Origin of the sequence: Pseudomonas sp. UBA6310, assembly GCF_002438225.1 — a bacterium.
GTDB lineage: Bacteria > Pseudomonadota > Gammaproteobacteria > Pseudomonadales > Pseudomonadaceae > Pseudomonas_O > Pseudomonas_O kuykendallii.
Genome location: NZ_DJTK01000015.1, coordinates 19,758 through 45,127 on the forward strand (window position 1 = coordinate 19,758; position 25,370 = coordinate 45,127).

The 25,370-nt window shown below is 66.5% G+C and carries 25 protein-coding genes and 1 tRNA gene; 14 read left to right on the forward strand and 12 right to left on the reverse strand.

All coding sequences use genetic code 11. From position 1 onward, the window contains the following. Positions 1-13 precede the first annotated feature (13 nt). The 6 genes from B3E91_RS02760 to B3E91_RS02785 all read left to right on the forward strand — a co-directional run bounded on the left by B3E91_RS02760 (position 14) and on the right by B3E91_RS02785 (position 5,179). Positions 14-1,984 (forward strand): heme lyase CcmF/NrfE family subunit, encoded by a 1,971-nt coding sequence (locus B3E91_RS02760; protein WP_287028297.1) that lies wholly within the window; start codon positions 14-16, stop codon positions 1,982-1,984. Next, positions 1,981-2,517 (forward strand): DsbE family thiol:disulfide interchange protein, encoded by a 537-nt coding sequence (locus tag B3E91_RS02765; protein WP_273229278.1) that lies wholly within the window; start codon positions 1,981-1,983, stop codon positions 2,515-2,517. The genes B3E91_RS02760 and B3E91_RS02765 overlap by 4 nt, the downstream gene beginning before the upstream one ends. Continuing rightward, entirely contained in the window at positions 2,514-3,002 is a 489-nt protein-coding gene (locus tag B3E91_RS02770) for a cytochrome c-type biogenesis protein (protein ID WP_273229277.1), read from the forward strand. Before B3E91_RS02765 ends, B3E91_RS02770 begins: the two co-directional genes overlap by 4 nt. Further along, on the forward strand, positions 2,999-4,201 hold the full coding sequence (gene ccmI / locus B3E91_RS02775; RefSeq protein WP_287028255.1) for a c-type cytochrome biogenesis protein CcmI: 1,203 nt from the start codon (positions 2,999-3,001) through the stop codon (positions 4,199-4,201). Before B3E91_RS02770 ends, ccmI begins: the two co-directional genes overlap by 4 nt. A gap of 31 nt (positions 4,202-4,232) precedes the next feature. Beyond that, positions 4,233-4,661 (forward strand): hypothetical protein, encoded by a 429-nt coding sequence (locus B3E91_RS02780; protein ID WP_273229275.1) that lies wholly within the window; start codon positions 4,233-4,235, stop codon positions 4,659-4,661. Between the two features lie 95 nt (positions 4,662-4,756). Further along, positions 4,757-5,179: a hypothetical protein gene (locus B3E91_RS02785; RefSeq protein WP_287028256.1), complete on the forward strand. Its 423-nt coding sequence runs from the start codon at positions 4,757-4,759 to the stop codon at positions 5,177-5,179. Between the two features lie 9 nt (positions 5,180-5,188). Here B3E91_RS02785 and B3E91_RS02790 read toward each other — a convergent pair whose 3' ends face one another. Both B3E91_RS02790 and B3E91_RS02795 read right to left on the reverse strand, forming a co-directional pair. Next, positions 5,189-6,058 carry an ion transporter gene (locus B3E91_RS02790; RefSeq protein WP_287028257.1) on the reverse strand — a complete coding sequence of 290 codons (870 nt, stop codon included), beginning with the start codon at positions 6,056-6,058 and terminating at the stop codon, positions 5,189-5,191. Positions 6,059-6,097: 39 nt separating this feature from the next. Then, entirely contained in the window at positions 6,098-6,739 is a 642-nt protein-coding gene (locus B3E91_RS02795; protein ID WP_287028258.1) for a TetR/AcrR family transcriptional regulator, read from the reverse strand. A gap of 201 nt (positions 6,740-6,940) precedes the next feature. Between B3E91_RS02795 and moaA the strand changes: the two genes are divergently transcribed. Further along, positions 6,941-7,936 (forward strand): GTP 3',8-cyclase MoaA, encoded by a 996-nt coding sequence (gene moaA, locus B3E91_RS02800; RefSeq protein ID WP_287028259.1) that lies wholly within the window; start codon positions 6,941-6,943, stop codon positions 7,934-7,936. A gap of 69 nt (positions 7,937-8,005) precedes the next feature. On the opposite strand, the gene B3E91_RS02805 is transcribed toward moaA, so the two are convergent. Continuing rightward, positions 8,006-8,233 (reverse strand): hypothetical protein, encoded by a 228-nt coding sequence (locus B3E91_RS02805; RefSeq protein WP_090229479.1) that lies wholly within the window; start codon positions 8,231-8,233, stop codon positions 8,006-8,008. Positions 8,234-8,889: 656 nt separating this feature from the next. Beyond that, on the reverse strand, positions 8,890-9,339 hold the full coding sequence (locus tag B3E91_RS02810; RefSeq protein WP_273229269.1) for a PA2169 family four-helix-bundle protein: 450 nt from the start codon (positions 9,337-9,339) through the stop codon (positions 8,890-8,892). Between the two features lie 345 nt (positions 9,340-9,684). On the opposite strand from B3E91_RS02810, the gene B3E91_RS02815 reads away from it, so the two are divergent. Further along, a complete protein-coding gene (locus B3E91_RS02815) occupies positions 9,685-10,050 on the forward strand; it encodes a histone-like nucleoid-structuring protein, MvaT/MvaU family (RefSeq protein WP_282338281.1) in 366 nt (121 codons plus the stop codon). 65 nt (positions 10,051-10,115) lie between these two features. Here B3E91_RS02815 and B3E91_RS02820 read toward each other — a convergent pair whose 3' ends face one another. The 4 genes from B3E91_RS02820 to mobA all read right to left on the reverse strand — a co-directional run bounded on the left by B3E91_RS02820 (position 10,116) and on the right by mobA (position 12,731). Beyond that, complete coding sequence (locus B3E91_RS02820) at positions 10,116-10,877, reverse strand: ABC transporter permease (RefSeq protein ID WP_090229473.1); 762 nt, start codon at positions 10,875-10,877, stop codon at positions 10,116-10,118. Continuing rightward, complete coding sequence (locus tag B3E91_RS02825) at positions 10,874-11,800, reverse strand: ABC transporter ATP-binding protein (RefSeq protein ID WP_273229266.1); 927 nt, start codon at positions 11,798-11,800, stop codon at positions 10,874-10,876. Before B3E91_RS02825 ends, B3E91_RS02820 begins: the two co-directional genes overlap by 4 nt. Before the next feature lie 169 nt (positions 11,801-11,969). Further along, positions 11,970-12,046, reverse strand: a tRNA-Pro gene (locus tag B3E91_RS02830). Between the two features lie 79 nt (positions 12,047-12,125). Continuing rightward, entirely contained in the window at positions 12,126-12,731 is a 606-nt protein-coding gene (gene mobA, locus B3E91_RS02835; RefSeq protein WP_287028262.1) for a molybdenum cofactor guanylyltransferase MobA, read from the reverse strand. A gap of 67 nt (positions 12,732-12,798) precedes the next feature. Between mobA and moaB the strand changes: the two genes are divergently transcribed. Both moaB and glp read left to right on the forward strand, forming a co-directional pair. Next, the gene (moaB, locus tag B3E91_RS02840) at positions 12,799-13,338 is read left to right on the forward strand and encodes a molybdenum cofactor biosynthesis protein B (RefSeq protein ID WP_273229264.1); all 540 of its coding nucleotides are present in this window, start codon (positions 12,799-12,801) and stop codon (positions 13,336-13,338) included. Further along, on the forward strand, positions 13,335-14,549 hold the full coding sequence (glp, locus tag B3E91_RS02845) for a gephyrin-like molybdotransferase Glp (RefSeq protein WP_287028263.1): 1,215 nt from the start codon (positions 13,335-13,337) through the stop codon (positions 14,547-14,549). The genes moaB and glp overlap by 4 nt, the downstream gene beginning before the upstream one ends. Here the strand turns inward: glp and B3E91_RS02850 are convergent. Then, entirely contained in the window at positions 14,546-15,595 is a 1,050-nt protein-coding gene (locus B3E91_RS02850; RefSeq protein ID WP_287028264.1) for an AraC family transcriptional regulator, read from the reverse strand. The two genes, glp and B3E91_RS02850, sit on opposite strands and share 4 nt — an antisense overlap. 130 nt (positions 15,596-15,725) lie before the next feature. Here B3E91_RS02850 and B3E91_RS02855 point away from each other — a divergent pair, with 130 nt between their 5' ends. The 4 genes from B3E91_RS02855 to yegS all read left to right on the forward strand — a co-directional run bounded on the left by B3E91_RS02855 (position 15,726) and on the right by yegS (position 21,627). Next, positions 15,726-17,321, forward strand: a complete 1,596-nt coding sequence (locus B3E91_RS02855; protein ID WP_287028265.1) for an FAD-binding oxidoreductase — start codon at positions 15,726-15,728, stop codon at positions 17,319-17,321. Further along, positions 17,318-18,922 carry a glycerol-3-phosphate dehydrogenase/oxidase gene (locus B3E91_RS02860; RefSeq protein WP_287028266.1) on the forward strand — a complete coding sequence of 535 codons (1,605 nt, stop codon included), beginning with the start codon at positions 17,318-17,320 and terminating at the stop codon, positions 18,920-18,922. Before B3E91_RS02855 ends, B3E91_RS02860 begins: the two co-directional genes overlap by 4 nt. After that, positions 18,919-20,478 (forward strand): FGGY-family carbohydrate kinase, encoded by a 1,560-nt coding sequence (locus B3E91_RS02865; protein ID WP_287028267.1) that lies wholly within the window; start codon positions 18,919-18,921, stop codon positions 20,476-20,478. The genes B3E91_RS02860 and B3E91_RS02865 overlap by 4 nt, the downstream gene beginning before the upstream one ends. Positions 20,479-20,691: 213 nt before the next feature. Continuing rightward, entirely contained in the window at positions 20,692-21,627 is a 936-nt protein-coding gene (gene yegS / locus B3E91_RS02870; protein WP_287028268.1) for a lipid kinase YegS, read from the forward strand. Here yegS and B3E91_RS02875 read toward each other — a convergent pair whose 3' ends face one another. The 3 genes from B3E91_RS02875 to B3E91_RS02885 form a co-directional block, all read right to left on the reverse strand. Continuing rightward, positions 21,628-22,272: a response regulator gene (locus tag B3E91_RS02875; protein WP_287028269.1), complete on the reverse strand. Its 645-nt coding sequence runs from the start codon at positions 22,270-22,272 to the stop codon at positions 21,628-21,630. Positions 22,273-22,561: 289 nt separating this feature from the next. Further along, complete coding sequence (gene gcvT, locus B3E91_RS02880; protein WP_287028270.1) at positions 22,562-23,686, reverse strand: glycine cleavage system aminomethyltransferase GcvT; 1,125 nt, start codon at positions 23,684-23,686, stop codon at positions 22,562-22,564. A 193-nt stretch (positions 23,687-23,879) separates the two neighbouring features. Next, a complete protein-coding gene (locus B3E91_RS02885) occupies positions 23,880-25,256 on the reverse strand; it encodes an L-serine ammonia-lyase (RefSeq protein WP_287028271.1) in 1,377 nt (458 codons plus the stop codon). Between the last annotated feature and the right edge of the window lie 114 nt (positions 25,257-25,370).

A 25,370-nucleotide genomic window follows, 5' to 3' on the forward strand; every position in this document is an offset into this window, starting at 1 on the left:
GAGCGCTGCGTTGATCGTTCCCGAACTGGGCCACCTGGCGCTGATCCTGGCGCTGTGCATGGCGATCGTACAGTCGAGCCTGCCGCTGATCGGCGCCTGGCGCGGCGATCGTCAGTGGATGCGCCTGGCGCAGCCGGCCGCCTGGGGCCAGTTCGCCTTCCTGGCGTTCTCCTTCGGCTGCCTGACCTGGGCGTTCATGAACGACGACTTCTCCGTCGCCTATGTCGCCAGCAACTCCAACAGCGCGCTGCCCTGGTATTACAAGTTCAGCGCCGTGTGGGGCGCCCACGAGGGCTCCCTACTGCTCTGGGCGCTGATCCTCGGCGGCTGGACCTTCGCCGTTTCGGTCTTCTCCCGGCAGCTGCCGGAGGACATGCTGGCCCGTGTGCTGGGCGTCATGGGGATCATCAGCATCGGCTTCCTGCTGTTCCTGATCGTGACCTCCAACCCGTTCGACCGTCTGCTGCCGCAATCCCCGGCGGACGGCCGCGACCTCAACCCGCTGTTGCAGGACATCGGCCTGATCGTGCATCCGCCGATGCTCTACATGGGCTACGTCGGCTTCTCGGTGGCCTTCGCCTTCGCCATCGCGGCGTTGCTCGGCGGGCGCCTCGACGCCGCCTGGGCCCGCTGGTCGCGGCCGTGGACGATCGTCGCCTGGGCCTTCCTCGGCATCGGCATCGTGCTCGGCTCCTGGTGGGCCTACTACGAACTCGGCTGGGGCGGCTGGTGGTTCTGGGACCCGGTGGAGAACGCCTCCTTCATGCCGTGGCTGGTCGGTACCGCGCTGATCCACTCTCTGGCGGTGACCGAGAAGCGCGGCGTGTTCAAGAGCTGGACGGTGCTGCTGGCGATCGCGGCATTCTCGCTGTCGCTGCTCGGCACCTTCCTGGTCCGCTCCGGCGTGTTGACCTCGGTGCACGCCTTCGCGGCCGATCCCGAACGCGGGGTGTTCATCCTGATGTTCCTGCTGGCGGTGGTGGGCGGCTCGCTGACGCTGTTCGCCATTCGCGCGCCGGTGGTCAAGAGCCAGGTCGGCTTCGCCCTCTGGTCGCGGGAAACCCTGCTGCTGGCGAACAACCTGATCCTCATCGTGGCCGCGTCGATGATCCTGCTGGGCACGCTCTATCCGCTGCTGCTGGATGCCATCAGCGGCGCCAAGCTGTCGGTCGGGCCGCCGTACTTCAACGCGCTGTTCCTGCCGCTCATGGCGCTGGTGATGTTCACCCTGGCGATCGGCGTGCTGGTGCGCTGGAAGGACACGCCGGTGAACTGGCTGGTCGGCATGCTCACTCCGGTACTGATCGGCAGCGCCGTGATCGGCGCGCTGGCGGCGTTTCTCCTCGGCGATTTCCACTGGGCGGTCCTGGCGACCTGCATGCTGTCGGCCTGGGTGGTGCTCGCCGGTGTTCGCGACCTGTTCGACAAGACCCGTCACAAGGGCCTCGTCGCCGGCGTGCGCAGCCTCACCCGGAGTTACTGGGGCATGCAGCTCGCGCATTTCGGCATCGCCTTCTGCGCCCTTGGCGTCGTGCTCTCCAGCCAGTACAACGCCGAGCGTGACCTGCGCATGGCGCCGGGCGAGTCCGTCGAACTGGGGGGCTATCGGTTCGTCTTCGAGGGCGCCAAGCACTTCCAGGGCCCCAACTTCACCTCCGACCGGGCCAGTATCCGGGTGCTCGACGGCGACCGCGAAATCGCGCTCCTGCATCCGGAAAAGCGCCTCTACAGCGTGCAGAACTCGATGATGACCGAGGCGGGCATCGATGGCGGCTTCACCCGCGACCTGTACGTCGCGCTGGGTGAACCGCTGGAGAACGGCGCCTGGGCGGTGCGTGTGCACGTCAAGCCGTTCATCCGCTGGATCTGGCTCGGCGGCCTGATGACCGCCCTGGGCGGCGTACTCGCGGCGCTGGACAAGCGTTACCGGGTCAAGGTGCGTGCCCGCGTGCGTGGCGCGCTGGCCGAAGGAGTTCCCGCATGAGGCGCGCATTGCTGCTGATTCCGCTGGCGATCTTCCTGGTGGTTGCCGTGTTCCTCTACCGCGGTCTGTTCCTGAACCCCACCGAGCTGCCTTCGGCGCTGATCGACAAGCCGTTCCCGGCGTTCTCGCTGCCCTCGGTGGATGGCCAGAGCACGCTGACCGAGGCCGTGTTCAAGGGCAAGCCGTCGCTGGTCAACGTCTGGGCAACCTGGTGCCCGACTTGCCGCGAAGAGCACGCCATGCTGAACAAGCTGGCGGAGCAGGGCGTGACCATCCACGGCATCAACTACAAGGACGACACCGCGGCCGCACAGCGCTGGCTGGCGCAGTACGGCAACCCCTACGGCCTCGACGTCAGCGATGTCGAGGGCAGCCTGGGCCTTGACCTGGGCGTCTACGGCGCGCCGGAAACCTTCCTCGTCGACCGCAACGGGATAATCCGGCACAAGTACGTCGGCGAGATCAACGAGCGTGTCTGGCGCGAGCAACTGGCGCCGCTGTGGGCGCAGCTCAGCGAGGAGGGCGGGCAATGAAGCGCGCATCCTTCATCGGGCTGGTCGGCCTGCTGCTGGCCGGCTTCGTCCATGCCGCGATCGATACCTACGAGTTCGCCGACGAATCGCAACGCGAGCGTTTCGGCCTGCTGACCAAGGAACTGCGCTGCCCGAAATGCCAGAACCAGGACATCGCCGACTCGAACTCGCCGATCGCCGCCGACTTGCGCAAGCAGATCCATGAGCAGTTGCAGCAAGGCAAGAGCGACGCCGATATCGTCGACTACATGGTCGCCCGATACGGCGACTTCGTCCGCTACAAGCCGCCGCTGGAAGGGCGCACTGCCTTGCTCTGGTTCGGCCCCGCGGCCCTGCTGCTCGGCGGGCTGCTGACGATCACGGTGATCGTGGTTCGCCGCCGGCGCGTCGATGCACGCCCGCAGGATGCATTGCTGTCCGCCGACGAGCGGGCGCGCCTTTCCGCCCTCATGACCAAAGACCCGCTGGATAAGAACGCCCCATGACCGATTTCTGGCTCGCCGCCGGCCTGCTGTTGCTGGTAGCCCTGGCTTTTCTGCTGATTCCCGCGATCCGTGGCCGCCGCGCCCAGACCGAAGAGGACCGCACCGCGCTCAACGTCGCGCTCTACGAGGAGCGCCAGGCCGAACTGGTCGCCCAGCACGCGGCCGGCATCCTCACCGACGATCAGCTGGAAGCCGGCCGCGCCGAAGCCGGGCGCGAGCTGCTCGCCGATGCCGAGGGCAGCGAGCACGCGCGCAGCGCCCGCCTGGGCCGTACGGTGCCGCTGGTGATGGCGGTGCTGATGCCGCTGCTCGGTGGCGCGCTGTACCTGCACTGGGGCGCCAGCGACAAGGTCGAGCTGGCCCGCGAGTTTTCCCAGCAGCCGCGCAGCCTCGCCGAGATGACCTCCCGCCTCGAACAGGCGGTCAAGGCGCAGCCGGACTCCGCCGAGGGTTGGTACTTCCTTGGCCGTAGCTACATGGCGCAGAGCCGCCCGGACGATGCGGTCAGGGCGTTCAGTCGCACCGTCGAACTGGCCGGCCGCCAGCCCGAGCTGCTCGGGCAATGGGCGCAGGCGCTGTATTTCGCCGGTGGCAAACAATGGAGCGCGTCGATCCAGGACCTCACCGACGAAGCGCTGAAAGGCGATCCGAACGAAGTCACCAGTCTGGGTCTGCTGGGCATCTCGGCCTTCGAGGGCAAGCGCTTCCAGGACGCCGTCAGCTATTGGGAGCGCCTGGTCAACGTGCTTCCCCCCGAAGACCCCTCGCGTGCGGCGTTGCAGGGCGGCATCCAGCGTGCCCGCGAACAGCTCGCCGAACATCCGCAGGAAGCGGCTCCCGCCGTGGCCGAAACGGGCGTGGCGCTGAAAGTCCGCGTGCAGCTGTCGGAGGCGCTGAAGGCCAAGGTCGAGCCGGGCGACGTCGTGTTCGTCTTCGCCCGCGCGGTATCCGGCCCGCCCATGCCACTGGCGGCCAAGCGCCTGACGGTGGCCGACCTGCCCAGCGAAGTAACTTTGCGCGATTCGGATGCAATGATGCCGCAACTGCAATTGTCCAACTTCCCGAAGGTCGAACTGGTGGCGCGGGTTTCCCGCGCCGGCAATGCCACCGCCGGGGAGTGGATCGGTCGCAGCAAGGCGCTCGATACCTCCACCAGGGACGTGCAGCAGTTGACCGTCGACAGCCCCGATAGCCCCTGAACCTGCCGGAATAGCCGGCCGTGGAGTGACGATGAACGAGTTTCCACCAGGCCGGCAAAGCCGCCTGCTTCGCCTGGCCGGTGTGCTGGGCATGGCCCTCCTGCTGGGCGCCTGTGCCGGGCGCAACGCCCCCTCTGACGACCAGCCGCTGCCGCGTCTGCCGCAGGAACAACTGCCCTCCGACACCACCCAGGCGCCTGCGCCGCCGCCCGCACCGAAGGTTCCCGCGCCTCCGGCGGTGATGAAGACCCATCCGCGCTATGCGCCACCGCCCCAGGGCGACGCCTTCTGGGACCCGCGCCTGGGTGTCTACGTGGTCGACAACAAGGAGTTGTACTACCGCGAACGGCTCTATTACCGCTGGGATCAGGGCTGGTACTGCGCCGGGCGCATCGACGGCCCCTGGGAAAGCGTCGACGGCCCCAGCGTCCCGCCGGGCCTGCGCAGCCGGCATCCCTGATCCGGCGTCGATCGCTCGGGACTTTTAGCGAGCTTCGGACAGTCCCATGTTCACGCCGTGCGGATGTGCGCGCGGCGTGACGAGGAGGACTCCGCATGAACCTTCGCTCTCTCGGCCTGGGATTGCTGCTGCCCCTGGCCGGCTGCTCGATGATCGACCGGCAAAGCTGCGTCGCCCAGAGTTATCCGGCTGCCGTCGAACTCCCCGCCGAGGCCGGCCCGCCGCCGCGTTTCGGCCAGGGCCGCTGGGACCCGCAATTGAAGGTGTTCGTCATGAACGATGACCGCGATCTCTATTACCGAGGTCAGATCTATTACCGCTTCGCCGACACCTGGCACTGGAGCGATCGCCCGAGCGGGCCCTGGGTCGAGGTCGACCGGGCGGGCGTTCCAGAGCTGTTGGCTGCGCGCTATCCGCAGGCGAACAGGCCGCGGGTGCTGACGACCGGCTTTGCCGATTCGGCGGACCGGGAAGCGGCCCAGGCCATGACGCCGGTATCCGATCCGACCACGCCCTGACTCCGCCGATCAGCTCTCCCGTTCCGGCTTCGCGCTGAACAGCGGGCTGCCGCAACGACTGCAGAACGCCGCGTTGGCTTCGTGCGTCGCCTTGCTGCAGGTCGGGCAGGGTTGCTGCAGGGTGTCGCCGCGCATGGCGTTGGCCAGCTCCGCGGTGAATATCCCGGTGGGCACCGCGATGATCGAGTAGCCGGTGATCATCACCAGCGCCGCGAGCGCCTGGCCCAGCGGCGTCCTGGGAACGATATCGCCAAAACCGACAGTGGTCAGGGTGACGATCGCCCAGTAGATGCTCATCGGAATGCTGGTGAAGCCGTGCTCGGGTCCTTCTACCACGTACATCAGGGTGCCGAAGACGGTCACCAGGGTGCTCACACTGAGCAGGAACACCACGATCTTCTGCCGGCTGCCGCGCAGCGCCACCAGCAGGAAGTTGGCCTGGCTAAGGTAGGGCGTCAGCTTCAGCACCCGGAAGACTCGCAGCATCCGCACCACCCGGACGATCATCAGGTAGTGGGCGTCCGGGTAGATCAGCGTGAGAAACGCCGGGAGCACCGCCAGCAGGTCGATCAGCCCGTAGAAACTGAGCATGTAGCGCAGCGGTTTCGGATGTACGGCGGCGCGTACCAGATACTCCACGGCGAAGATCAGCGTGAAACCCCATTCCAGTGTCAGCAGGAGCGTGCCGAAGCGTTGATGCAACGGCTGGATGCTGTCGACCATCACCACCACTAGGCTGGCGAGGATGATCCCCAGCAGCCAGCTGTCGAAGCGCTTGCCGGCGGGGGTGTCGCTGAAGAAGATGATCCGATTGAGGCGCTCGCGCCGGCTGCCGTTTTCCATGGGGTTCTCGATGCTGCGAGCCTTGGGCTCATCCATCAGATGGACCGCTGAAGTCGTCGCGGGTGCGCTTGCGGTTCAGGCGCGCTTGATCTGGTTCGCCGGGGCGTCTCGCTCGTCCACCTCGCAGCCTTTGAGTACCAGGCGAATGATGGTGTCCGCCGCGGCATCGTAGTCGCTGTCGTCGAGGGTGGATTTGCCGGTGACCACGGAAATCTGCCAGTCGAAGTCGGCATAGGTCTGGGTCGCGGCCCAGATGCTGAACAGCAGGTGATGAGGATCGACCGGCGCCATCAGGCCTTCGTCGATCCAGCCCTGCAGGCAGTTGATGTTGTGTCGCGCCTGGTTGTTCAGTTGCTCGATCTGTTCGGCGGTGAGGTGCGGCGCGCCGTGCATGATCTCGCTGGCGAACACCTTCGAGGCGTGCGGCAGTTCGCGGGAAATACGGATCTTCGAGCGGATGTAGTTGCGCAGCACTTCGGCCGGGCGGCCGGGCTGGTTGAACGGCGACGAGGCGTGCAGCAGCGGCTCGACGATGCTTTCCAGGACCTCCAGGTAGAGGTTTTCCTTGGACTTGAAGTAATAGTAGACGTTGGGCTTGGGCAGGCCGGCTTTCGCCGCGATGTCGCTGGTCTTGGCGGCAGCGAAGCCCTTGTCGGCGAACTCCTCGCTGGCCGCGCGCAGGATCAGTCCTTTGTTGCGTTCGCGGATACTGCTCATGGCGCTCTCGGTCCAGGGCCGCCGCAGCAGATGGCGGCAAACCGGTCGGCGCATGCTAGCACCGGCCTCCTGAACCCCTCAAGGCGGGGGCAGTCGGATTGAAGAGGGCGCGCCGGCTGCAGGTTAGTGGTGTACCCGCACCGTCATTTCTGGTTTCATCGGCGGCCAAGCCGAAGACTCCTGCCGTATCAGGTATCCGCCATGTCGGACGAACAACTGGTCGACCCGTTCGGGCGCCGCATCACCTACCTTCGCCTGTCGGTCACCGACCGCTGCGATTTTCGCTGCACCTACTGCATGAGCGAGGACATGGTCTTCGCCCCGCGGGCGCAGATACTCACGCTCGAAGAACTCTATGCGGTGGCCGATGCCTTCATCGGCCTCGGCGTCAAACGCATCCGCATCACCGGCGGCGAACCGCTGGTGCGCAAGGGTGTTGTCGGGTTGCTGGAAAAGCTCGGTGCGCGCAGCGAACTGGAAGACCTCTCCATCACCACCAACGGTTCCCAGTTGCCGCACCTGGCCGGGAAGCTGCGAGCCGCGGGCGTCAAACGGCTGAACATCAGTCTCGACTCGCTGCGCCGTGAGCGCTTCGCCGAGTTCACCCGACGCGACAGCCTCGACCAGGTGCTGGCGGGCATCGACGCCGCGCGCGCTGCCGGTTTTTCGCGGATCAAGCTGAACAGCGTGGTGCAGAAGGACCGCAACGATGACGAGGTGCTCGACCTGGTGGAATTCGCCATGGCCCGCGACCTAGACATCAGCTTCATCGAAGAGATGCCGCTGGGCAGCGTTTCCAGCCACAGCCGCGAGATCACCTTCTGCTCCAGCGACGAGGTGCGCGCACGCATCGAGCAGCGCCACGCGCTGGTGCGCTCCAGTCATGCCACGGGCGGGCCCTCGCGTTATTGGCAGGTGGCGGGCAGCGCCACGCGGGTCGGCTTCATCTCTCCGCATAGCAACAACTTCTGCGGCGACTGCAACCGGGTGCGGGTCACCGCCGAAGGCAAGCTGGTGCTCTGTCTCGGCCACGAGGGCGCACTGGACCTCAAGGCCTTGATGCGTCGGCATCCCGGGGACGCACAACGCTTGCGGCATGCGCTGGTCGAGGCCCTGCATCTGAAGCCGGAGCGGCATTTCTTCCGCAACGACGAGCAGGTCCAGGTGGTCCGCTTCATGAGCGTCACGGGCGGCTGATCACGGTATTGGCGGCATAAAAAAAGGCGGTGGATTTCTCCACCGCCTTTTTTGTGTGCGTCGTCCGCGTCAGGCAGTCATTGCCTTGCGGGTGCGCTCGATCACATTCTGCAAACGCTCATTGCCCATGTACTGATCGGGATAGAGGCGTTCGGTGTGGCAGGCAATGCCGTGCTCGTTGACCAGCGTGAAGCTGAAGTTGCCTTTGCGGCTGAGGGCCATGATCTGGCAGCTCAGCGGGGCGAAGGCTGCGGTGAGTGCGCTCATGGCGTTTTGTGCGTGATGATGAATCGACATGGTTCTTATATGTTCCTGAACGAATACGGCTTGGGCCGTTGACTAGAAGCTCCGCAGTCGCCGCCCAAATGGGGTGGCCGAATGATCCTTATCGGAGCTGAAGGGGCGAGAGAAAGTTCCGCCCGATGCAGGGGTTTGGCTGACGTGTATCGGCAGGTTCGAATTGACCATGAGCCGTAACGAGCCAAACGAGACTTCTTGCGAAGACGTGGCTACCAGACATCGGGGTGGGGAAGGGCTGCGGCTGCCTGTGAGTGCAGCGGGCGGTCTTACCGAGGGTCCTCTCCCGCAAGGAAAGGAGGCGCGCAGTGTAACAGCCGGCGCGATGCCTGTCCTGATGGGGTGATCATCGGTAGCGAGTTCGATGGATCGGCTCGTTAACGACGAAAGGGATTTGGATCGATGCTGCATCGCTACTTTCCGTGCGGTAAAGAAAAAGCCCGCCGGAGCGGGCTTTGACGGGGCGCTGTTCCTTCAGCTGAGATTCACCTTAGAACAGGCCCTGTGAAAATTTCGTGAAGGGTTTTTAACATTTCGGATAACCATTCAAATCGAGCCGATGACGCGTGGCGAAGGTGTTATAGCGATAAAAAAAGACCAAAAAAATAACGCCAACGAGTGGCGTTATTTTCGTAGCGCTAGTTGCCGGCCGGGAATCAGCTGGCGCGGGCGATATCGCGCAGGGCTTTCACCTGGTCGTGATTGCGCTGAACGCCTTCGAACTGTTTCTCGACGATCGAGCGGATATTCGCCGGCAGATCCTTGGAGAGCGCGTTCTTGTAGCTCTTCATCGCGACGTCTTCACCGCGCTCGCACTCATTCAGGATGGACTCTTCGTCCTTGCCGGTGATGATCGACTTCAGGTCGACCCAGCGGCGGTGAAGGTCCGCGCTGACGCTGGTGCTTGTTTCCGGGTCGCCGCCGAGGGAACGGACCACTTGCTGCAGCTCGGTGGCCGCGCTGGCGCAGGCTTGCGAGCGGCTGACGAACAGCGCCTTCAGCTCGGCGTTCTTGATGTCCTCGGCGCAGGTGCGGAAGCCTTCTTCGCCGTCTTTGCTGGTTTCGATGAGGTCGTTGAGTACGGAGATGACTTCTTTATTGTCCATGCTGGATTTCCTCTTCGTTCATGGATTTACATAATTCGCATGGATTAGGAGGGACGTTTTTTTTGCAAAGTTCAGGGAAGGTTACGAACGGTAGGCATGCGTTTTTTCGGCAGCCGTCGCGGAACTTTTTTTGAAGGCCACGGCAACTCGAACGGTACACAGCGACCCTGCAATGCTGCGAAACGCTAAAGGGCAAAGGGAAGTTGAGATGAGCTCGGGCTGTTTATAACGAGCGCGATAAGTGCGCAGGAGCATTCGTTAGTTCCGCGGTGATCGTAATTCACTTGAAAAAAAACAACCGGTGGATTAAAACACTCACCACAACTAATCCGGGGACTAATGAACATGTCAAAACTTGCCGAATTTCGCGCGCTCGAACAGAAACTGGCCGAGCAACTGGCGCAGATGGAATCCATGAAGTCCGATGCCGGATTGAAGAAGGAAATGGAGTTCGAGGAAAAGCTCAAGGCCCTGATGGCTCACTATGACAAAGGCCTGCGCGATATCGTCGAGCTGCTCGACGTGGGCGCCAGCAGCAACTCGCGCAGTGCGCCCAAGGCGGCTGCACGCCAGCGCAAGGAGCGCGTGCTGAAGGTTTACAAGAATCCGAAAACCGGCGAACTGGTGGAAACCAAGGGTGGCAACCACAAGGTCCTGAAAGCCTGGAAAGAACAGCACGGCGCACAAACCGTGGAAAGCTGGCTGCAATAAGTCGCCGTTAATAAAAAGCCCCGGCTTGTCATGCAAGCCGGGGCTTTTTTATTGCCTGCAGTTAGCTAGCTCTTCAGCCGGTAGCCGGTCTTGAACATCCAGAAGACGATGGCCAGGCAACCGCCGAGAAACAGCAGCGTCATTCCCAGGCTGACCGCGACGTTCACATCCGATACGCCGTAGAAGCACCAGCGGAAGGCGCTGATCAGGTAGACCACCGGGTTGAACAGGGTGATCTTCTGCCACACCGGAGGCAGCATGCTGATGGAATAGAAGCTGCCACCGAGGAACGTCAGCGGCGTGACGATCAGGGCCGGAACGATCTGCAACTTCTCCCAGCCGTCGGCCCAGATGCCGACGATGAAGCCGAACAGGCTGAAGGTCACCGCGGTGAGCACCAGGAACAGCAGCATCCACAAGGGATGCTCGATCTCGAAGGTCACGAACAGCCGCGCGGTGAGCATGATGATCAGGCCGAGGATCACCGACTTGGTGGCCGCCGCACCCACGTAGCCGACGACGATCTCGAACGAGGAAATCGGCGCCGACAGCACTTCGTAGATGGTCCCCGAGTACTTGGGCATATAGATGCCGAAGGCCGCGTTGGAAATGCTCTCGGTGAGCAGTGCCAGCATCACCAGGCCGGGCACGATGAAGGCCGCATAGTCGATGCCGTGGATCTGCACCATGCTCGAGCCGATCGCCGAGCCGAACACCACGAAGTACAGCGAGGTGGAAATCACCGGTGTGGCGATGCTCTGCATCAGCGTGCGCCAGGTGCGTGCCAGCTCGAACAGATAGATCGCGCGGATCGCATAGAAATTCATGCCCGGCCCCTTACCAGATTGACGAAGATGTCTTCCAGCGAACTCTGGCTGGATTGCAGGTCCTTGAAGTCGATGCCGTGCTCGCCCAGATGACGCAGCAGTTCGGCGATGCCGGTGTGCTGGCGTTGCGCATCGAAGGTGTAGACCAGTTCGTTGCCATCGGCGGACAGCTCCAGCGCGTAAGCGTCCAGCGCGGGCGGGATGCTTTCCAGCGGGCGCTGCAGGATCAGCCGGAGCTGTTTCTTGCCGAGCTTGTCCATCAGCACGGCCTTGTCCTCCACCAGGATGATCTCGCCCTTGCTGATCACGCCGATGCGGTCGGCCATTTCCTCGGCCTCCTCGATGTAGTGCGTGGTGAGGATGATGGTCACGCCACGTTCGCGCAGGCTGCGGACCATCTCCCACATGTCGCGGCGCAGCTCGACGTCCACGCCGGCGGTGGGTTCGTCGAGGAAGAGGATGTCCGGTTCGTGGGACAGCGCCTTGGCGATCATCACCCGGCGCTTCATCCCGCCGGACAGTTCGAAGATGCGCGCCTCGCGCTTCTCCCACAGTGACAGGTCGCGCAGCAGTTTCTCCAGGTACGCCGGGTTCGGCCCCTTGCCGAACAGCCCGCGGCTGAACTTCACGGTCGCCCAGACGCTTTCGAACGCGTCGTTGAACAGCTCCTGTGGTACCAGGCCGATCTTCGCCCGCGCCAGGCGGTAGTCGTCGAGGATGTCGTGGCCGTCGACGCTGACCTTGCCGCCGCCGGGATTGACGATGCCGCAGACGATGCTGATCAGGGTGGTCTTGCCGGCCCCGTTGGGGCCGAGGAGGGCGAAGATTTCACCCTTCTGGATGTCGAGATCGATGCCTTTCAGGGCGTGGTGGCCGGAGGCATAGGACTTGGTCAGTTGCTGGATCGAGATCGCCGGTTGCACGGGGACTCCTTGAGAGAGGGCGGATGCGCGATTGTAGGCGCAAACGGCTGCCGGAGCCGACCTGGCGGAACGTCCGGGGCAGGATGCCCGGCGAGCGGAAACGAAAAAGCCCGCGCGAGGCGGGCTTTTTTGTGGTTTCAGGCGGGACGATGTGCCTGAAACCTTGTTTTGGTCGGAGCGACTGGATTCGAACCAGCGACCTTCTCGTCCCGAACGAGACGCGCTACCAAGCTGCGCTACGCTCCGAGAATGGCGCGCATTGTACCGAAAAAGTTTTGCCGCACAAGGGGTTAGAGCGGGCTTTTTTTGCGCCGGAGGGTGCCGTTCAATCGGCGCGCGGCCGATCCCCGTCTTCGGCGGCGGATGCCAGGAGTTCCGGGCTGTTGAGGTTGGCCAGGCGCGGGTCGTCGATGGCGCACTCGACCGCGACGGGCGAGCGCTGGCGGAAAATCCGCTGCGGGCTGCGTTCGCCGGCGAGCCAGGCCTGTTCGACGACCTCTTTCAGCCGGGTCGGCAGCACGGCGAACAGCGGCTCCCAATAGCCGCCCCGATGCAGCATCACCGGGTGTTCGCCGGCCTGCGCCAGCAGCGCATCGAGCAGTTCGCGATCCAGCAGCGGCGCGTCGCAGGGCAGCACCAGCAGGTGATCGTGGCGGGCGGCCTGCAGACCGGCACGGATGCCGGCCAGCGGGCCGGGGAAGTCGGGGCTGTCGTCGCTCACCAGTCGGTCGGCGTAACGGCCATAGCGCTCGGCGTTGCGATTGCAGGAGATGATCAGGTCGTCGGTCAGCGGTCGTACCAACGCGTGCAGCCAGGCGATCAGCGGCCGACCGCGCCAGTCGATCAGGCCCTTGTCGCGGCCGCCCATGCGTTGTCCCCGGCCGCCGGAAAGCAGCAGTACGGAGCAGGGAACCGGCGGCATTGACGGCATCGGGGACCTCCAAAACGGGGCTGTGATATAACACCGGCCCTTCTTCCCCGACAACTGGAAAACTGCCATGAGCCACAAGGCTGACGCGGTGTTCGTACCGCTGAATATCGCCGTTCTGACCGTCAGCGATACCCGTTCGCTGGAAACCGACACCTCCGGCCAGCTGTTCGTCGACCGCCTCACCAGCGCTGGCCATGCCCTGGCCGAACGCGTGCTGCTCAAGGACGACATCTACAAGATCCGCGCCCAGGTCGCTGCCTGGATCGCCGATGACCGCGTGCAGGTGGTGCTGATCACCGGCGGCACCGGTTTCACCGAGCGCGACAGCACGCCCGAGGCGGTCGGTTGCCTGCTGGACAAGCAGGTGGATGGCTTCGGCGAGGTCTTCCGGCAGATTTCCGTGGCGGATATCGGCACCTCCACCATGCAGTCGCGCGCCCTGGCCGGACTCTCCAACGGCACGCTCGTCTGCTGCCTGCCGGGTTCGACCAACGCCTGCCGCACCGCCTGGGACGGCATCCTGGCCGAACAGCTGGACGCGCGTTTCCGGCCCTGCAATTTCGTTCCGCACCTCAAGCAGGCCGAACCCTGCGAGAGCCGCGGATGAGTGGCTGCGACCATCCCGGCCTGTTGCCGCTGGAGGACGCCCTGGCGCGTCTGCTGGCGATGGCCGAGGCCTGCCCGATAAACGAGGTAGAGCAGGTCGGACTCGCCGAGGCCGACGGTCGCGTGCTGGCCGAGGCGCTGGTTTCCGGCCTCGACCTGCCGCCGTGGGATAACAGCGCAATGGACGGCTACGCCCTGGCCCTGGCCGACTGGACCGGCGAACCGCTGGTCGTAAGCCAGCGGATTCTCGCCGGCACCGCTCCGGCAGCGCTGCAGCCGGGCACCTGCGCGCGCATCTTCACCGGCGCGCCGGTGCCCGCAGGCGCCGACACGGTGGAAATGCAGGAGAACGCCGAAGTGCTGGACGACGGCCGGGTGCGCTTCGTCCAGCCGCTGCGGGCCCATCGCAACATCCGCCTGCAAGGCCACGAGACCCGCGTCGGCGACAGCGTTCTGCCGGCCGGCACCCGGCTCGGGCCGATCGAACTCGGCCTTGCCGCCTCGCTGGGCGCCGCGCAACTGAGCGTTCGGCGCCGTCCGCGCGTCGCCGTGCTGTCCACCGGCGATGAGCTGGTCGAGCCGGGCCAGCCGCTGGGCGCCGGACAGATCTACAACAGCAACCGCCGCTTGTTGATCGCCTGGTTGCAGCGTTTGGGCTGCGCCGTGGTGGACGCCGGCATCCTCGCCGACGACCTCGAACTGACGCGGCAGACGCTGCGAAACCTCGGCGATGTCGACCTGATCCTGTCCACCGGCGGCGTGTCGGTGGGCGAGGCGGATTTCCTCGGCGAAGTGCTGCGTGAAGAGGGCGAGCTGACCCTGTGGAAACTTGCCCTCAAGCCGGGAAAACCGCTGACCGTCGGGCATTGCCAGGGCGTCCCGGTGATCGGCCTGCCGGGCAATCCGGGGTCGTCGCTGGTGACCTTCGCCCTGCTGGCGCGGCCTTACCTGCTGCGGCGCCTGGGCGTGCTCGAGGTCGGGCCACTGGGCTTCGAGGTGGCGGCCGGTTTCGTCTGGCGCAGGCCGGGCACGCGTCGGGAATTCCTCCGCGCGCGGCTGGAGAACAACCGCGCCCTGTTGCACCCGAACCAGAGTTCCGGGGTGCTGAGCAGCGCCGCCTGGGCCAACGGCCTGGTGGAAGTGCGCGAAGGCCAGACGCTGGAAGAGGGCGATCCGGTCCGTTTCATCCCGCTGAGCGAGTTGCTCGGCTAGTCGAGCGCCGGCAGCCCCGTTTCCTGCGGGGCGCGCTGGCGCTCACGGAATTCCCCCGGCGTGTGTCCGGTCCAGGCCTTGAAGCTGCGGTGGAACGAGCGTGGCTCGCTGAAACCGAGGTAGACGGCGATCTCCTGGATCGGCAGGTCGCTGCTCAGCAGGTAGCGTTCGGCCAGCTCCCGGCGCAGTTCGTCGAGCACCTGTTGATAGCTGGTGCCGGCTTCCTGCAACCGACGTTGCAGGGTGCGAAGGCTCAGGTGGAATTTCTCCGCGACGCGTTCCTTGCTCGGCATCCCGTCCCGCAGCGACTGGCGCAGCACGTTCTTCACCCGTAGCGGCAAAGGTTCGTCCACATCCAGTTCGGCCATGAGGGCGAGCGCGTGCGCCTCCAGGGTGCGCAGCAGGTTGGCGTCCGCCTGGCGCAGCGGAACGCCCAGGTATTCGCCGGGGAACAGCAGCGCGCTGCAGGGCTGCTCGAAGCGCGCCGGGCAGCCGAAGACCGCCTGGTAATCCACCTGCGTGGTGCCGGCCGGCTGGGCGTGCTCGAACCAGACTTCGCTCGGCGAGCGTTGCAGGTCGGCGATCCAGCGCGCATAGAGCAGCCATGACGCCAGCACGTTCTCCACCATGTGCCGCCGCACCTCGCCGTGCCGGTGCCGGCAGTTCCAGATCAGCCGTACCTGCCCGCCGTCGCTTTCGATGCGGCTGGTGCCCATGTCGCCGACCAGTTTTTCGTAAGGCACGATGCGCGCCATGGCTTCGCCCAGGGTCGCGCAGTTCATGGTGATGTAGCCCAGGACGCTCCACGAGCCGGGCTGCACGAAGCGCGCGGCATGCAGGCCGAACAGCGGGTCGGCGGAGCGTTCGGCCAGTTCGGCGAGGAGGGTTTCGTGGACCTCGCTGGGGAAGCGCCTGCCGTTGTCGGCCAGTGCCTGGCGGGAAATGCCGGCGGCGGCGAGCGCGGGTGCGCACTCCAGGCCGAGGTGTTCGGCGTAGCGCAGGTATTTCAGCAGGACCGGCACGGAGGTGAAGCCGAGGTTTTGCATGGGTTTCTTGTTCTTCTGATGGCGCGTTTGGCGAGCTCGTCTGTCCCGATCCGACAGTGACGCGGAGCGGCTGCCGGCTAGTATAGGCAGCGAACAACAAGCTCCGGAATACCGGACGAGGGAGGGCGGAATGCGACGCTGGAATGGCTGGGGCGAAGACACCACCGAGGTCGAATTGCCGGCGCACGGGGCGGAATTTCTCCACGCGCTGATCGGTGCCGGCGAGCCGCTGGCCGATGCGACGCTCGAACAGGTGCTGGCCCGTGTGCCGGCGTCGCGGCTGCCGGCGCATCCGCTGGTCAGCCTGGAGGCAGAGGATCGCCTGCGCCACGCCCGCGGGCAGAGCCTGCCGGACTGGCTGGCGATGCGCTCGGGCGACTTCGGCGTGTTTCCCGATGGCGTGGCCTTTCCCGAAACCGCCGGGCAGATCCGCGAGCTGATGGCCTGGGCGGCGGAGCGGGACCTGGTCTTGATCCCCTACGGCGGCGGCACTTCGGTGGCCGGCCACATCAACCCCCAGCACGGCGAACGGCCGGTGCTGACGCTCTCGCTGGAGCGCATGAACCGCCTGCTGGAGATCGACGCCGCGAGCCTGATCGCCACCTTCGGTCCCGGCGCCAACGGCCCGCAGGTGGAAAGCCAGCTGCGCGCGCAGGGCTACACCCTCGGGCACTTCCCGCAATCCTGGGAGCTGTCGACCCTCGGCGGCTGGGTGGCCGCGCGCTCCAGCGGCCAGCAGTCCCTGCGTTATGGGCGCATCGAGCAGTTGTTCGCCGGCGGTACGCTGGAAACCTTTTCCGGCCCGTTGCAACTGCCGAGTTTTCCGGCGTCGGCGGCCGGTCCCGATCTGCGCGAAATGGTGCTGGGTTCGGAAGGGCGCTTCGGGGTGATCTCCGAGGTCCGGGTACGCATCAGCCGCCTGCCCGATGCGGAAACCTTCTACGCGGTATTCCTGCCCGACTGGCCGCGCGCGCTGGAGGCGATCCGCGGCCTGGCGCAGGCGCGGGTGCCGCTGTCGATGCTGCGTCTGTCCAATGGCATCGAGACCCGCACCCAACTGGCGCTGGCCGGTCATCCGGGGCAGATCGCGCTGCTGGAGAAGTACCTGGCGCTGCGCGGCGCGCGGGGCGACAAATGCATGCTGACCTTCGGGGTCACCGGCAGCCGGGTGCAGAACGCCGCCTCGCTGCGCCAGGCCAGGAAGCTCCTGCGTGGCTTCGGCGGGGTGTTCACCGGCACGCTGCTGGGCCGTAAATGGGCGCAGAACCGCTTCCGTTTCCCCTACCTGCGCCACGGCCTGTGGAGCGCCGGCTACCTGGTGGACACGCTGGAAACCGCCACTGACTGGAGCAACGTCGACACGCTGCTGAACACGCTCGAGGCCAGCCTGCGCGACGGCCTTGCCGATGCGGGCGAGCGGGTCCACGTCTTCACCCACCTGTCCCACGTCTACGGCGAGGGCTGCAGCATCTACACCACCTACGTGTATCGGCCGGGCGGCAGCTACGCGCAGGCGCTGGAGCGCTGGCAACGGCTCAAGCACGCCGCCAGCCGCTGCATCGTCGACAACCGCGGCACCATCAGCCACCAGCATGGCGTCGGTCGCGACCACGCTCCCTACCTGGCGGTGGAGAAGGGCGAGCGGGGCATGGCCGCGCTGCGTGCGCTGGCGGTCCATTTCGACCCGGAAGGCCGCCTGGCCCCCGGCGTGCTGTTGCCGGAATGAGCGCCTGGAACGCCGCCTGGCGTGAGCGCGCGCTGCCCGAGCTGGCGGCCCGCGAGTGGGACCTGATCGTCATCGGCGGCGGCATCAGCGGCGCCGGCATCCTGCGCGAAGCGGCCCGGCGCGGCTGGAAATGCCTGCTGCTGGAACAGCGCGATTTCGCCTGGGGCACGTCGAGTCGTTCGTCGAAGATGGTCCACGGCGGCCTGCGCTACATCGCCAAGGGCCAGTTCGGCCTGACCCGTGATTCGGTGCGCGAACGCCAGCGTCTGCTCGCCGAGGCGCCGGGGCTGGTGGACCCGCTGAGTTTCATCATGGCGCACTACCGCGGCGCCTTTCCCGGGCCGAAGGTCTTCGGCGGGGTGCTCGCGGTGTATGACGCCCTGGCCGGCAAGCGCAACCACCTGTTCCATTCGCTGCAGCAGCTGCGCTACCTGGCGCCGGGGCTGAAGGAGGACGGCCTGCTCGGCGGCACGCGTTTCTTCGATGCGGTGACCGACGATGCGCGGCTGGTGATGCGCGTGCTCGGCGAGGCGCGCGGCGAGGGTGGCGAGGCGCTGAACGGCATCGAAGTCGTCGAGCTGCTGCGCGAGGAGGGCCGGGTGGTCGGCCTGCTCGGCGAGGATCGCGAAAGCGGCCAGCGCCTGCGGTTTCGCGCGCGTGCCGTGGCGCAGGCTACCGGCGCCTGGGCGGGTCGGTTTCGCCAGGACGACGACGTGCGGATTCGCCCGTTGCGCGGCAGCCACCTGCTGCTTCCGGCCTGGCGGCTGCCGGTGGCCCATGCGTTCAGCTTCCTGCACGACCAGGACCGGCGCCCGGTGTTCGTCTTCCCCTGGGAGGGCGCCACGGTGGTCGGCACCACGGATCTCGACCACGCCGAGTCGCTGGATCGCGAGGCGCGGATCAGCGCCGACGAGGCCGACTACCTGCTCGCGGCCTGTGCCCAGCAGTTCCCCGGCGCGCGTATCGCCGCCGCGGACGTGCTGTCGACCTGGGCCGGCGTGCGTCCGGTGGTCTGCGCGGCGGGCTCCACGCTCAAGCCCTCGGACGAGAAGCGCGAACACCTGCTCTGGGTCGAACCCGGTTGCGTGACCCTGGCCGGCGGCAAGCTGACCACCTTCCGCCTGCTGGCGCTGGAAGTGCTGCGGGCCTGCGCCGGTTTCGTCGGCCGTGAGCTGGACGACCGCGGCGCGCCGGTGTTTCGTCCGCAGCCTGCGCAGCCGGTGCCCGCGCTATCGCCGGCCCAGCAGCGGCGCCTGGCCGGCCGGCACGGACGCGAGCTGCCCGGCGTGCTGGCGGTGCTGGAAGAGGTCGGCGCCGAGCGGGTGGGCGCCACCGACACGCTCTGGGCGGAGCTAGCCTGGGCGGCGCAGAACGAGCTGGTGCTGCATCTGGACGACCTGCTGCTGCGCCGCACGCGTCTCGGGCTGCTGCTCGCCAACGGCGCCGAGGCCGAGCTGCCGCGCATCCGCACGCTGTGCCAGGCGCGGCTGGGCTGGAGCGACGAGCGTTGGCAGCGCGAGGCGCACGACTACCTGCGCCTGTGGCAGCACTGCTATCGCCTGCCGCGGAGTGAAGACATGAGCCGAGTGAGCGCATCGTGAACGAACCAAGCTACCTGCTGGCCATCGACAACGGCACCCAGAGTGTCCGCGCATTGCTGTTCGACCTGTCCGGCAACCTGCTCGGCAAGGGCAAGGTCGAGCTGGACCCCTACTATTCGGCGCAGCCGGGCTGGGCCGAGCAGGACCCGGACTACTTCTGGGCGAGCCTGGGCGAGGCCTGCCAGCGGCTGTGGCGCAGCACGAACATCGACCGCCGCCTGATTCGCGGCGTAGCGTTGACCACCCAGCGCGGCACGCTGATCAACGTCGACGCGGCGGGTACGCCGCTGCGTCCGGCGATCCTCTGGCTCGACCAGCGGCGCGCCGAGGTCCGCGAACGCATCAAGGGGCCCTGGGGCTGGCTGTTCAAGGTGGCGCGTGCGCAGGCGACGGTGGACCACGTGCGCGCCCAGGCCGAGGTCAACTGGATCGCACAGAACCAGCCGGATATCTGGGCGAAGACGCACAAGCTGCTGCTGCTTTCGGGCTTCCTCACGCACCGGCTCACCGGGCGCTTCGCCGATTCGGTGGGCTGCACCGTCGGCTACCTGCCGTTCGACTACAAGCGCCTGCGCTGGGCCGGTCCGCGCGACTGGAAGTGGCAGGCGATGCCGGTGCGCCGCGAGCAGCTCGCCGAGCTCTACAAGCCTGGCGAAACGCTCGGCATGATCAGCGCCGAAGCCAGCGCGCACACCGGCATTCCGCAGGGCCTTCCGTTGATCGCGGCGGCTTCGGACAAAGCCTGCGAGGTGATCGGCGCCGGCGGCGTGGTACCGAACATCGCCTGTCTGTCCTACGGCACCACGGCCACCATCAACACCACGCGACGTCGCTACCTGGAGGTGACGCCGCTGATCCCGCCTTACCCGGCGGCGATTCCCGACCACTACAACAGCGAGGTGATGATCTACCGCGGCTACTGGATGGTCAGCTGGTTCAAGCAGCAGTTCGGCCTGGAGGAAACCCAGCGCGCCAAGGCGCTGGACGTGGAGCCGGAGGCACTGTTCGACGAACTGGTGAGAGCGGTCTCGCCGGGTTCGATGGGGCTGATGCTGCAACCCTACTGGACTCCCGGCATCCGCGAGCCGGGCATCGAGGCGAAAGGCGCGATCATCGGTTTCGGCGACGTGCATACGCGGGCGCACATGTATCGGGCGATCCTCGAAGGGCTGGCCTACGCACTGCGCGAAGGCCGCGAGCGCATCGAGAAACGCTCCGGCACGCCGATCACCCGCCTGCGCGTATCCGGCGGCGGTTCGCAGAGCGATGCGGCGATGCAGCTGACCGCCGACATCTTCGGCCTGCCCGCGGAACGCCCGCACCTCTACGAGACCTCCGGCCTGGGAGCGGCCATCGATTGCGCGGTGGGCCTCGGCCTGCATGCGGATTTCCCCAGCGCGATCGCCGCGATGACCCGCGTGGGCCAGGTCTTTCAGCCTGACCCGCAGGCGCAGGCGATCTACCAGCGGTTGTACCGCGAGGTCTACCAGCGCATGTACCGGCGGCTCGAGCCGCTGTACCGCAGCATCAGCGAGATCACCGGCTATCCGGGCTAGAGGGGTTGGCGATGGTTCGCCGGGCGGGCTGGAGCGCCAGCGTTGGCTACCGGATATCCAGGATCAGCAGGCGGCGCTGACCCGCGGCCATCTGGCGGACGAACCGGCCGCCGCGTACGTCATCCGCACAGAAACTTTCCCCGTGCCTGTCGATCCGATCTAGGCGGGCGCCCATTCGGCCGTCGCGCAGTGGATATTCCAGGGGAATCGGTGATGAGCGAGCGCAGGGCGTTCTTGATTCTGCATGGCAAGCAGGCCGCCAACGACGAGGTTCGTGCCGCGGTGATGGCGCGTCGCAAGGAGGGCTGGGAGCTGACGGTGCGGGTGACCTGGGAGCCCGGCGATGCCCAGCGCCTGGTCGACGAAGCGCTGGATGCCGGTTACCCGATCATCATCGCGGGTGGCGGCGACGGCACGGTGCGCGACGTGGCCGAAGCGATGGCGCAGAAGGAGACCGACGCCAGCCTGGTGTTGTTGCCGCTGGGTACGGCGAACGACTTCGCCCGCGCCGCCGGCGTGCCGCTGCCGCCGGACGAAGCGCTCGGCCAACTGGACAACGCGCCGCGTGCGGTGGACATCGGCGACGCCGACGGGCAGCTGTTCCTCAACATGGCCACCGGCGGTTTCGGGTCCAAGGTCACCGCCAACACCTCCGAGGACCTGAAGAAGATCCTCGGCGGGAGTGCCTATCTGCTCACCGGCCTGACCAAGTTTCCCGAGGTGCACTCCGCCTTCGGCCGCTTCACGGGGCCGGATTTCAGCTGGGAGGGCGAGTTTCTCGCGCTCGGCATCGGCAACGGCCGCCAGGCCGGCGGCGGTCACCAGTTGTGCCCGCAGGCGCTGGCGGACGACGGCCTGCTGGACATCTGCATCGTGCCGGCGCCGGCCGATGTGGTCGGTACCCTGACCACCATGCTCACCGGCGGCATTCGCGGGCTGGAGTCGGTGTCGGTCGGCGCGCGGTTGCCGTGGGTCGAGATCGAGGCGCCGGAAGGGCTGGACCTGAATCTGGACGGCGAGCCGATCGAGGTCCGGACCCTGCGCCTGAGCGTCCGGCCGAAGGCGCTGCGCGTGCACCTGCCGGCGAATTCGCCGCTGCTCGGCGGCCAGGCGCAGGCATTGCCACTGACCCACGCCATCGCCGAGTGATCAGTCGTCCGGGCTGATGATGCCTTCGCGCACCGCGTAGAGCACCAGGCCCGGCACGTCGTGTATCTCCAGGCGTTTCATGATCTGCGAGCGGTGCGCCTCGACGGTCTTCACGCTCAGGCCGAGGCCGCTGGCGATGGCGCGGGTCGATGCGCCACGCGAGATCAGCCGTAGGATCTCGATCTGCCGCTGGGTCAGCATCAGGCTCGGCGGAACCGGCGTACGCGCCAGGGCCTGCTCGATGACATGCTGGGCGATCGCCGAACTCAGGTAGCGCTCACCGCGCCCGACCGCGCGCAGCGCGAGGTGCAGTTCGGCCATCGCGGCATCCTTGAGCAGGTAGCCGACGGCGCCTTTCTGCAGGGACTGGAAGACCGTCTCCGGGTCGGTGTGCATCGATAGCATCAGCACCTTGCAACCGGGCGCGTGCTTGGTCAGCAGCTGCAGCGCTTCCAGGCCGCCGACGTCGCGCATCGAAACGTCCAGCAGGATGATGTCCGGCTCCAGTTCGCGGGCCATCTCCACGGCCTGGCCGCCATCCTCGGCCTCGCCGACCACTTCGTAACCTTCCAGGTCGCTGATCATCACCCGCACGCCGGCGCGGATCAGGGCATGGTCGTCGGCCAGCAGCAGCCGGCAAGTCATTGATCCGCTCCGGCGTCACGGACGCAAAGGGGCGCGGCGAAGGCAATAGCGGATGCAAGGGTCATGTCCATCATTCCCGGCTGGGTTGTCGCAAGCGCCACGGATTGTACGGATCACTGCTCTGTGGCGTCGATCTGGTGTTATCTAGTGATTGATAATAGACAGAGTGGTTCAGGCTGGCGGCCGAGTTGCGCCTAACGGGGGGAATTAGTGTCGATTGTCGACAATCTTGGGGGAATATCAGGGATCACAGGCCCGCGACGAGCGTCGCGGACCTGCCGTGCAAGCCTCAGCCGCGGTAGTAGCGTTGCGCTACGAACGGCGTCCTGGCGACGCACATCGGCACGCGTTTGCCGCGCACGATGGCCCACACCGGGGTGTCGATCGCCGCGTGGCTGCTCTGCACATAGCCCATGGCGACCGGCGCGCCCAGGCTCGGGCCGAAGCCGCCGCTGCTGACCTGTCCGATCACCTGGCCCTGCGCGTCGACGATCTCCGCGCCTTCACGTACCGGCACGCGTTCCTGCGGCAGCAGGCCGACGCGCTTGTTCGGCGCGCCGTCGCGCTGCTGGGCGAAGATCCGCTCGGCGCCGGGGAAGCCGCCGGCGCGGGCGCCATCGGCACGCCGTGGCTTGGACATCGCCCACAGCAGGCTGGCCTCGATCGGTGTGGTGGCGGTGCTCATGTCGTGGCCGTAGAGGCATAGGCCGGCTTCCAACCGTAGCGAATCGCGGGCGCCGAGGCCGATGGGTTGTACTTCTTCCTCGGCGAGCAGCGCGCGGGCCAGCGCTTCGGCATTCTCCACCGGCACGGAAATCTCGAAACCGTCCTCGCCGGTGTAGCCGGAGCGGCTGACGAAGCAGTCGACGCCCAGCAGTTGCACGCGGCGGAACTGCATGAAGGTCATGCCCGCGACCTCGGGCGCCAGGCGCGCCAGCACGTCCACCGCCTTCGGCCCCTGCAGGGCGAGCAGGGCGCGCGCGTCGAACAGGCTTTCGATCTCGCAGCGCGCGCCGATGCGTTGCTGCAGGTGCGCCAGGTCCTGCTCCTTGCAGGCGGCGTTGACGACCAGGAACAGCGTGTCGTCGCCGAGGTTGGCGACCATCAGGTCGTCGAGGATGCCGCCGTTGTCATCGGTGAACAGCGCGTAACGCTGCATGCCCTGCGGCAGGTCGAGGATGTCCACCGGCACCAGGCTTTCCAGCGCCGCCGCGGCATCCGCGCCGCGCAGTACGATCTGGCCCATGTGCGAAACATCGAACAGCCCGGCCTTCTCGCGGGTGTGCAGGTGTTCCTTCATCACCCCGAGCGGGTACTGCACCGGCATGTCGTAGCCGGCGAACGGCACCATGCGCGCGCCGAGTTCCAGGTGCAGGGCGTGTAGCGGGGTTTTCGCCAGGGTTTCGCTGGTCATGTCGTGTGTTCCTGAACAAGAGTGGTGGGAGGGGAAAGCCCTCTCCCTGGCCCTCTCCGGCAAGCGGGAGAGGGGATTGATCGGTGTGTTGCTTCGACTGTTCCTTCCCATCCCTTGCCGGCGATCGGTCAGGGGCTGGTCGCGGCTTTTCTCCCTCTCCCGTTCACGGGAGGGGGCCGAGAGAGAGGGCAGGTCAACATTCGATGATGTTCACGGCCAGTCCGCCGCGCGCGGTTTCCTTGTATTTGCTTTTCATGTCGGCGCCGGTCTGGCGCATGGTGCGGATCACCTTGTCCAGCGAGATGAAGTGCTGGCCGTCGCCACGCAGGGCCATGCGCACGGCGTTGATCGCCTTCACCGAGCCCATCGCGTTGCGCTCGATGCAGGGCACCTGGACCAGCCCGCCGACCGGGTCGCAGGTCAGCCCCAGGTTGTGCTCCATGCCGATCTCGGCGGCGTTCTCCACCTGCTGGACACTGCCGCCCATGACTTCGCAGAGCGCGCCGGCGGCCATCGAGCAGGCCACGCCGACCTCGCCCTGGCAGCCGACTTCGGCGCCGGAGATCGAGGCGTTCTCCTTGTAGAGAATGCCGATGGCCGCGGCGGTGAGCAGGAAGCGCACCACGCCGTCTTCGTCCGCGCCGGCGATGAAGCGCATGTAGTAATGCAGCACGGCGGGAACGATGCCGGCGGCGCCGTTGGTGGGCGCGGTGACGACACGCCCGCCGCTGGCGTTTTCCTCGTTCACCGCCAGGGCGTAGAGGTTGACCCAGTCGAGCACGCTCAGCGCATCGCGCAGGTTGGCTTCCGGATTCGCGCACAGCTGCCGGTGCAGCGCGGCGGCGCGGCGCTTGACCTTGAGCCCGCCGGGCATGATGCCCTCGTTGCGGCAGCCGGCGGCGACGCAGTCCTGCATCACCTGCCAGATGCGCAGGAGACCGGCGCGGGTTTCCTGCTCCGGGCGCCAGGCGCTTTCGTTGGCGAGCATCACCTGGCTGATCGACAACCCGGATTCCGCGCAGTGGGCGAGCAGTTCGGCACCGGTGGTGAAGGGGAAGCGCAGCGGCGTGCGGTCTTCGACGATGCGATCGGCGCCGGCGGCTTCCTCGTCGACGACGAAACCGCCGCCCACCGAGTAGTACTCACGCGAGCGCAGCTGCATGCCGGCGGCGTCGAACGCGCGGAACACCAGGCCGTTCGGATGGAACGGCAGCGGCTTGCGGATCATCGCCAGGTGTTCCTTCTCGACGAAGCGGATCGGCTTTTCGCCCAGCAGCTTCAGCTCGCCGGAGGAGCGGATCGCCGCCAGCCGGCGCTCAATGGTGCTGGTGTCCACGCTGTCCGGCTGTTCGCCTTCCAGGCCGAGGAGCACTGCCTTGTCGCTGCCGTGACCCTTGCCGGTGGCGCCGAGCGAACCGTACAGCTCGACCTTGACGCCAGTGGTCGCGTCCAGCAGGCCGTCGCGCCGCAGCCCTTCGGCGAAGCGCACGGCAGCGCGCATCGGCCCGACGGTGTGCGAGCTGGAGGGGCCGATGCCGATCTTGAACAGGTCGAAAACGCTGAGGGACATGAATCACTCTTCGGTTATGGCCGGTGAGGCGCGGGACACCTCGCCAGCCAACCCTCTCCCGCGGAGAGGGTTGGCTGGCGAAAGACCGCCGATTGCGTTCCTCTCCCGTCGGGA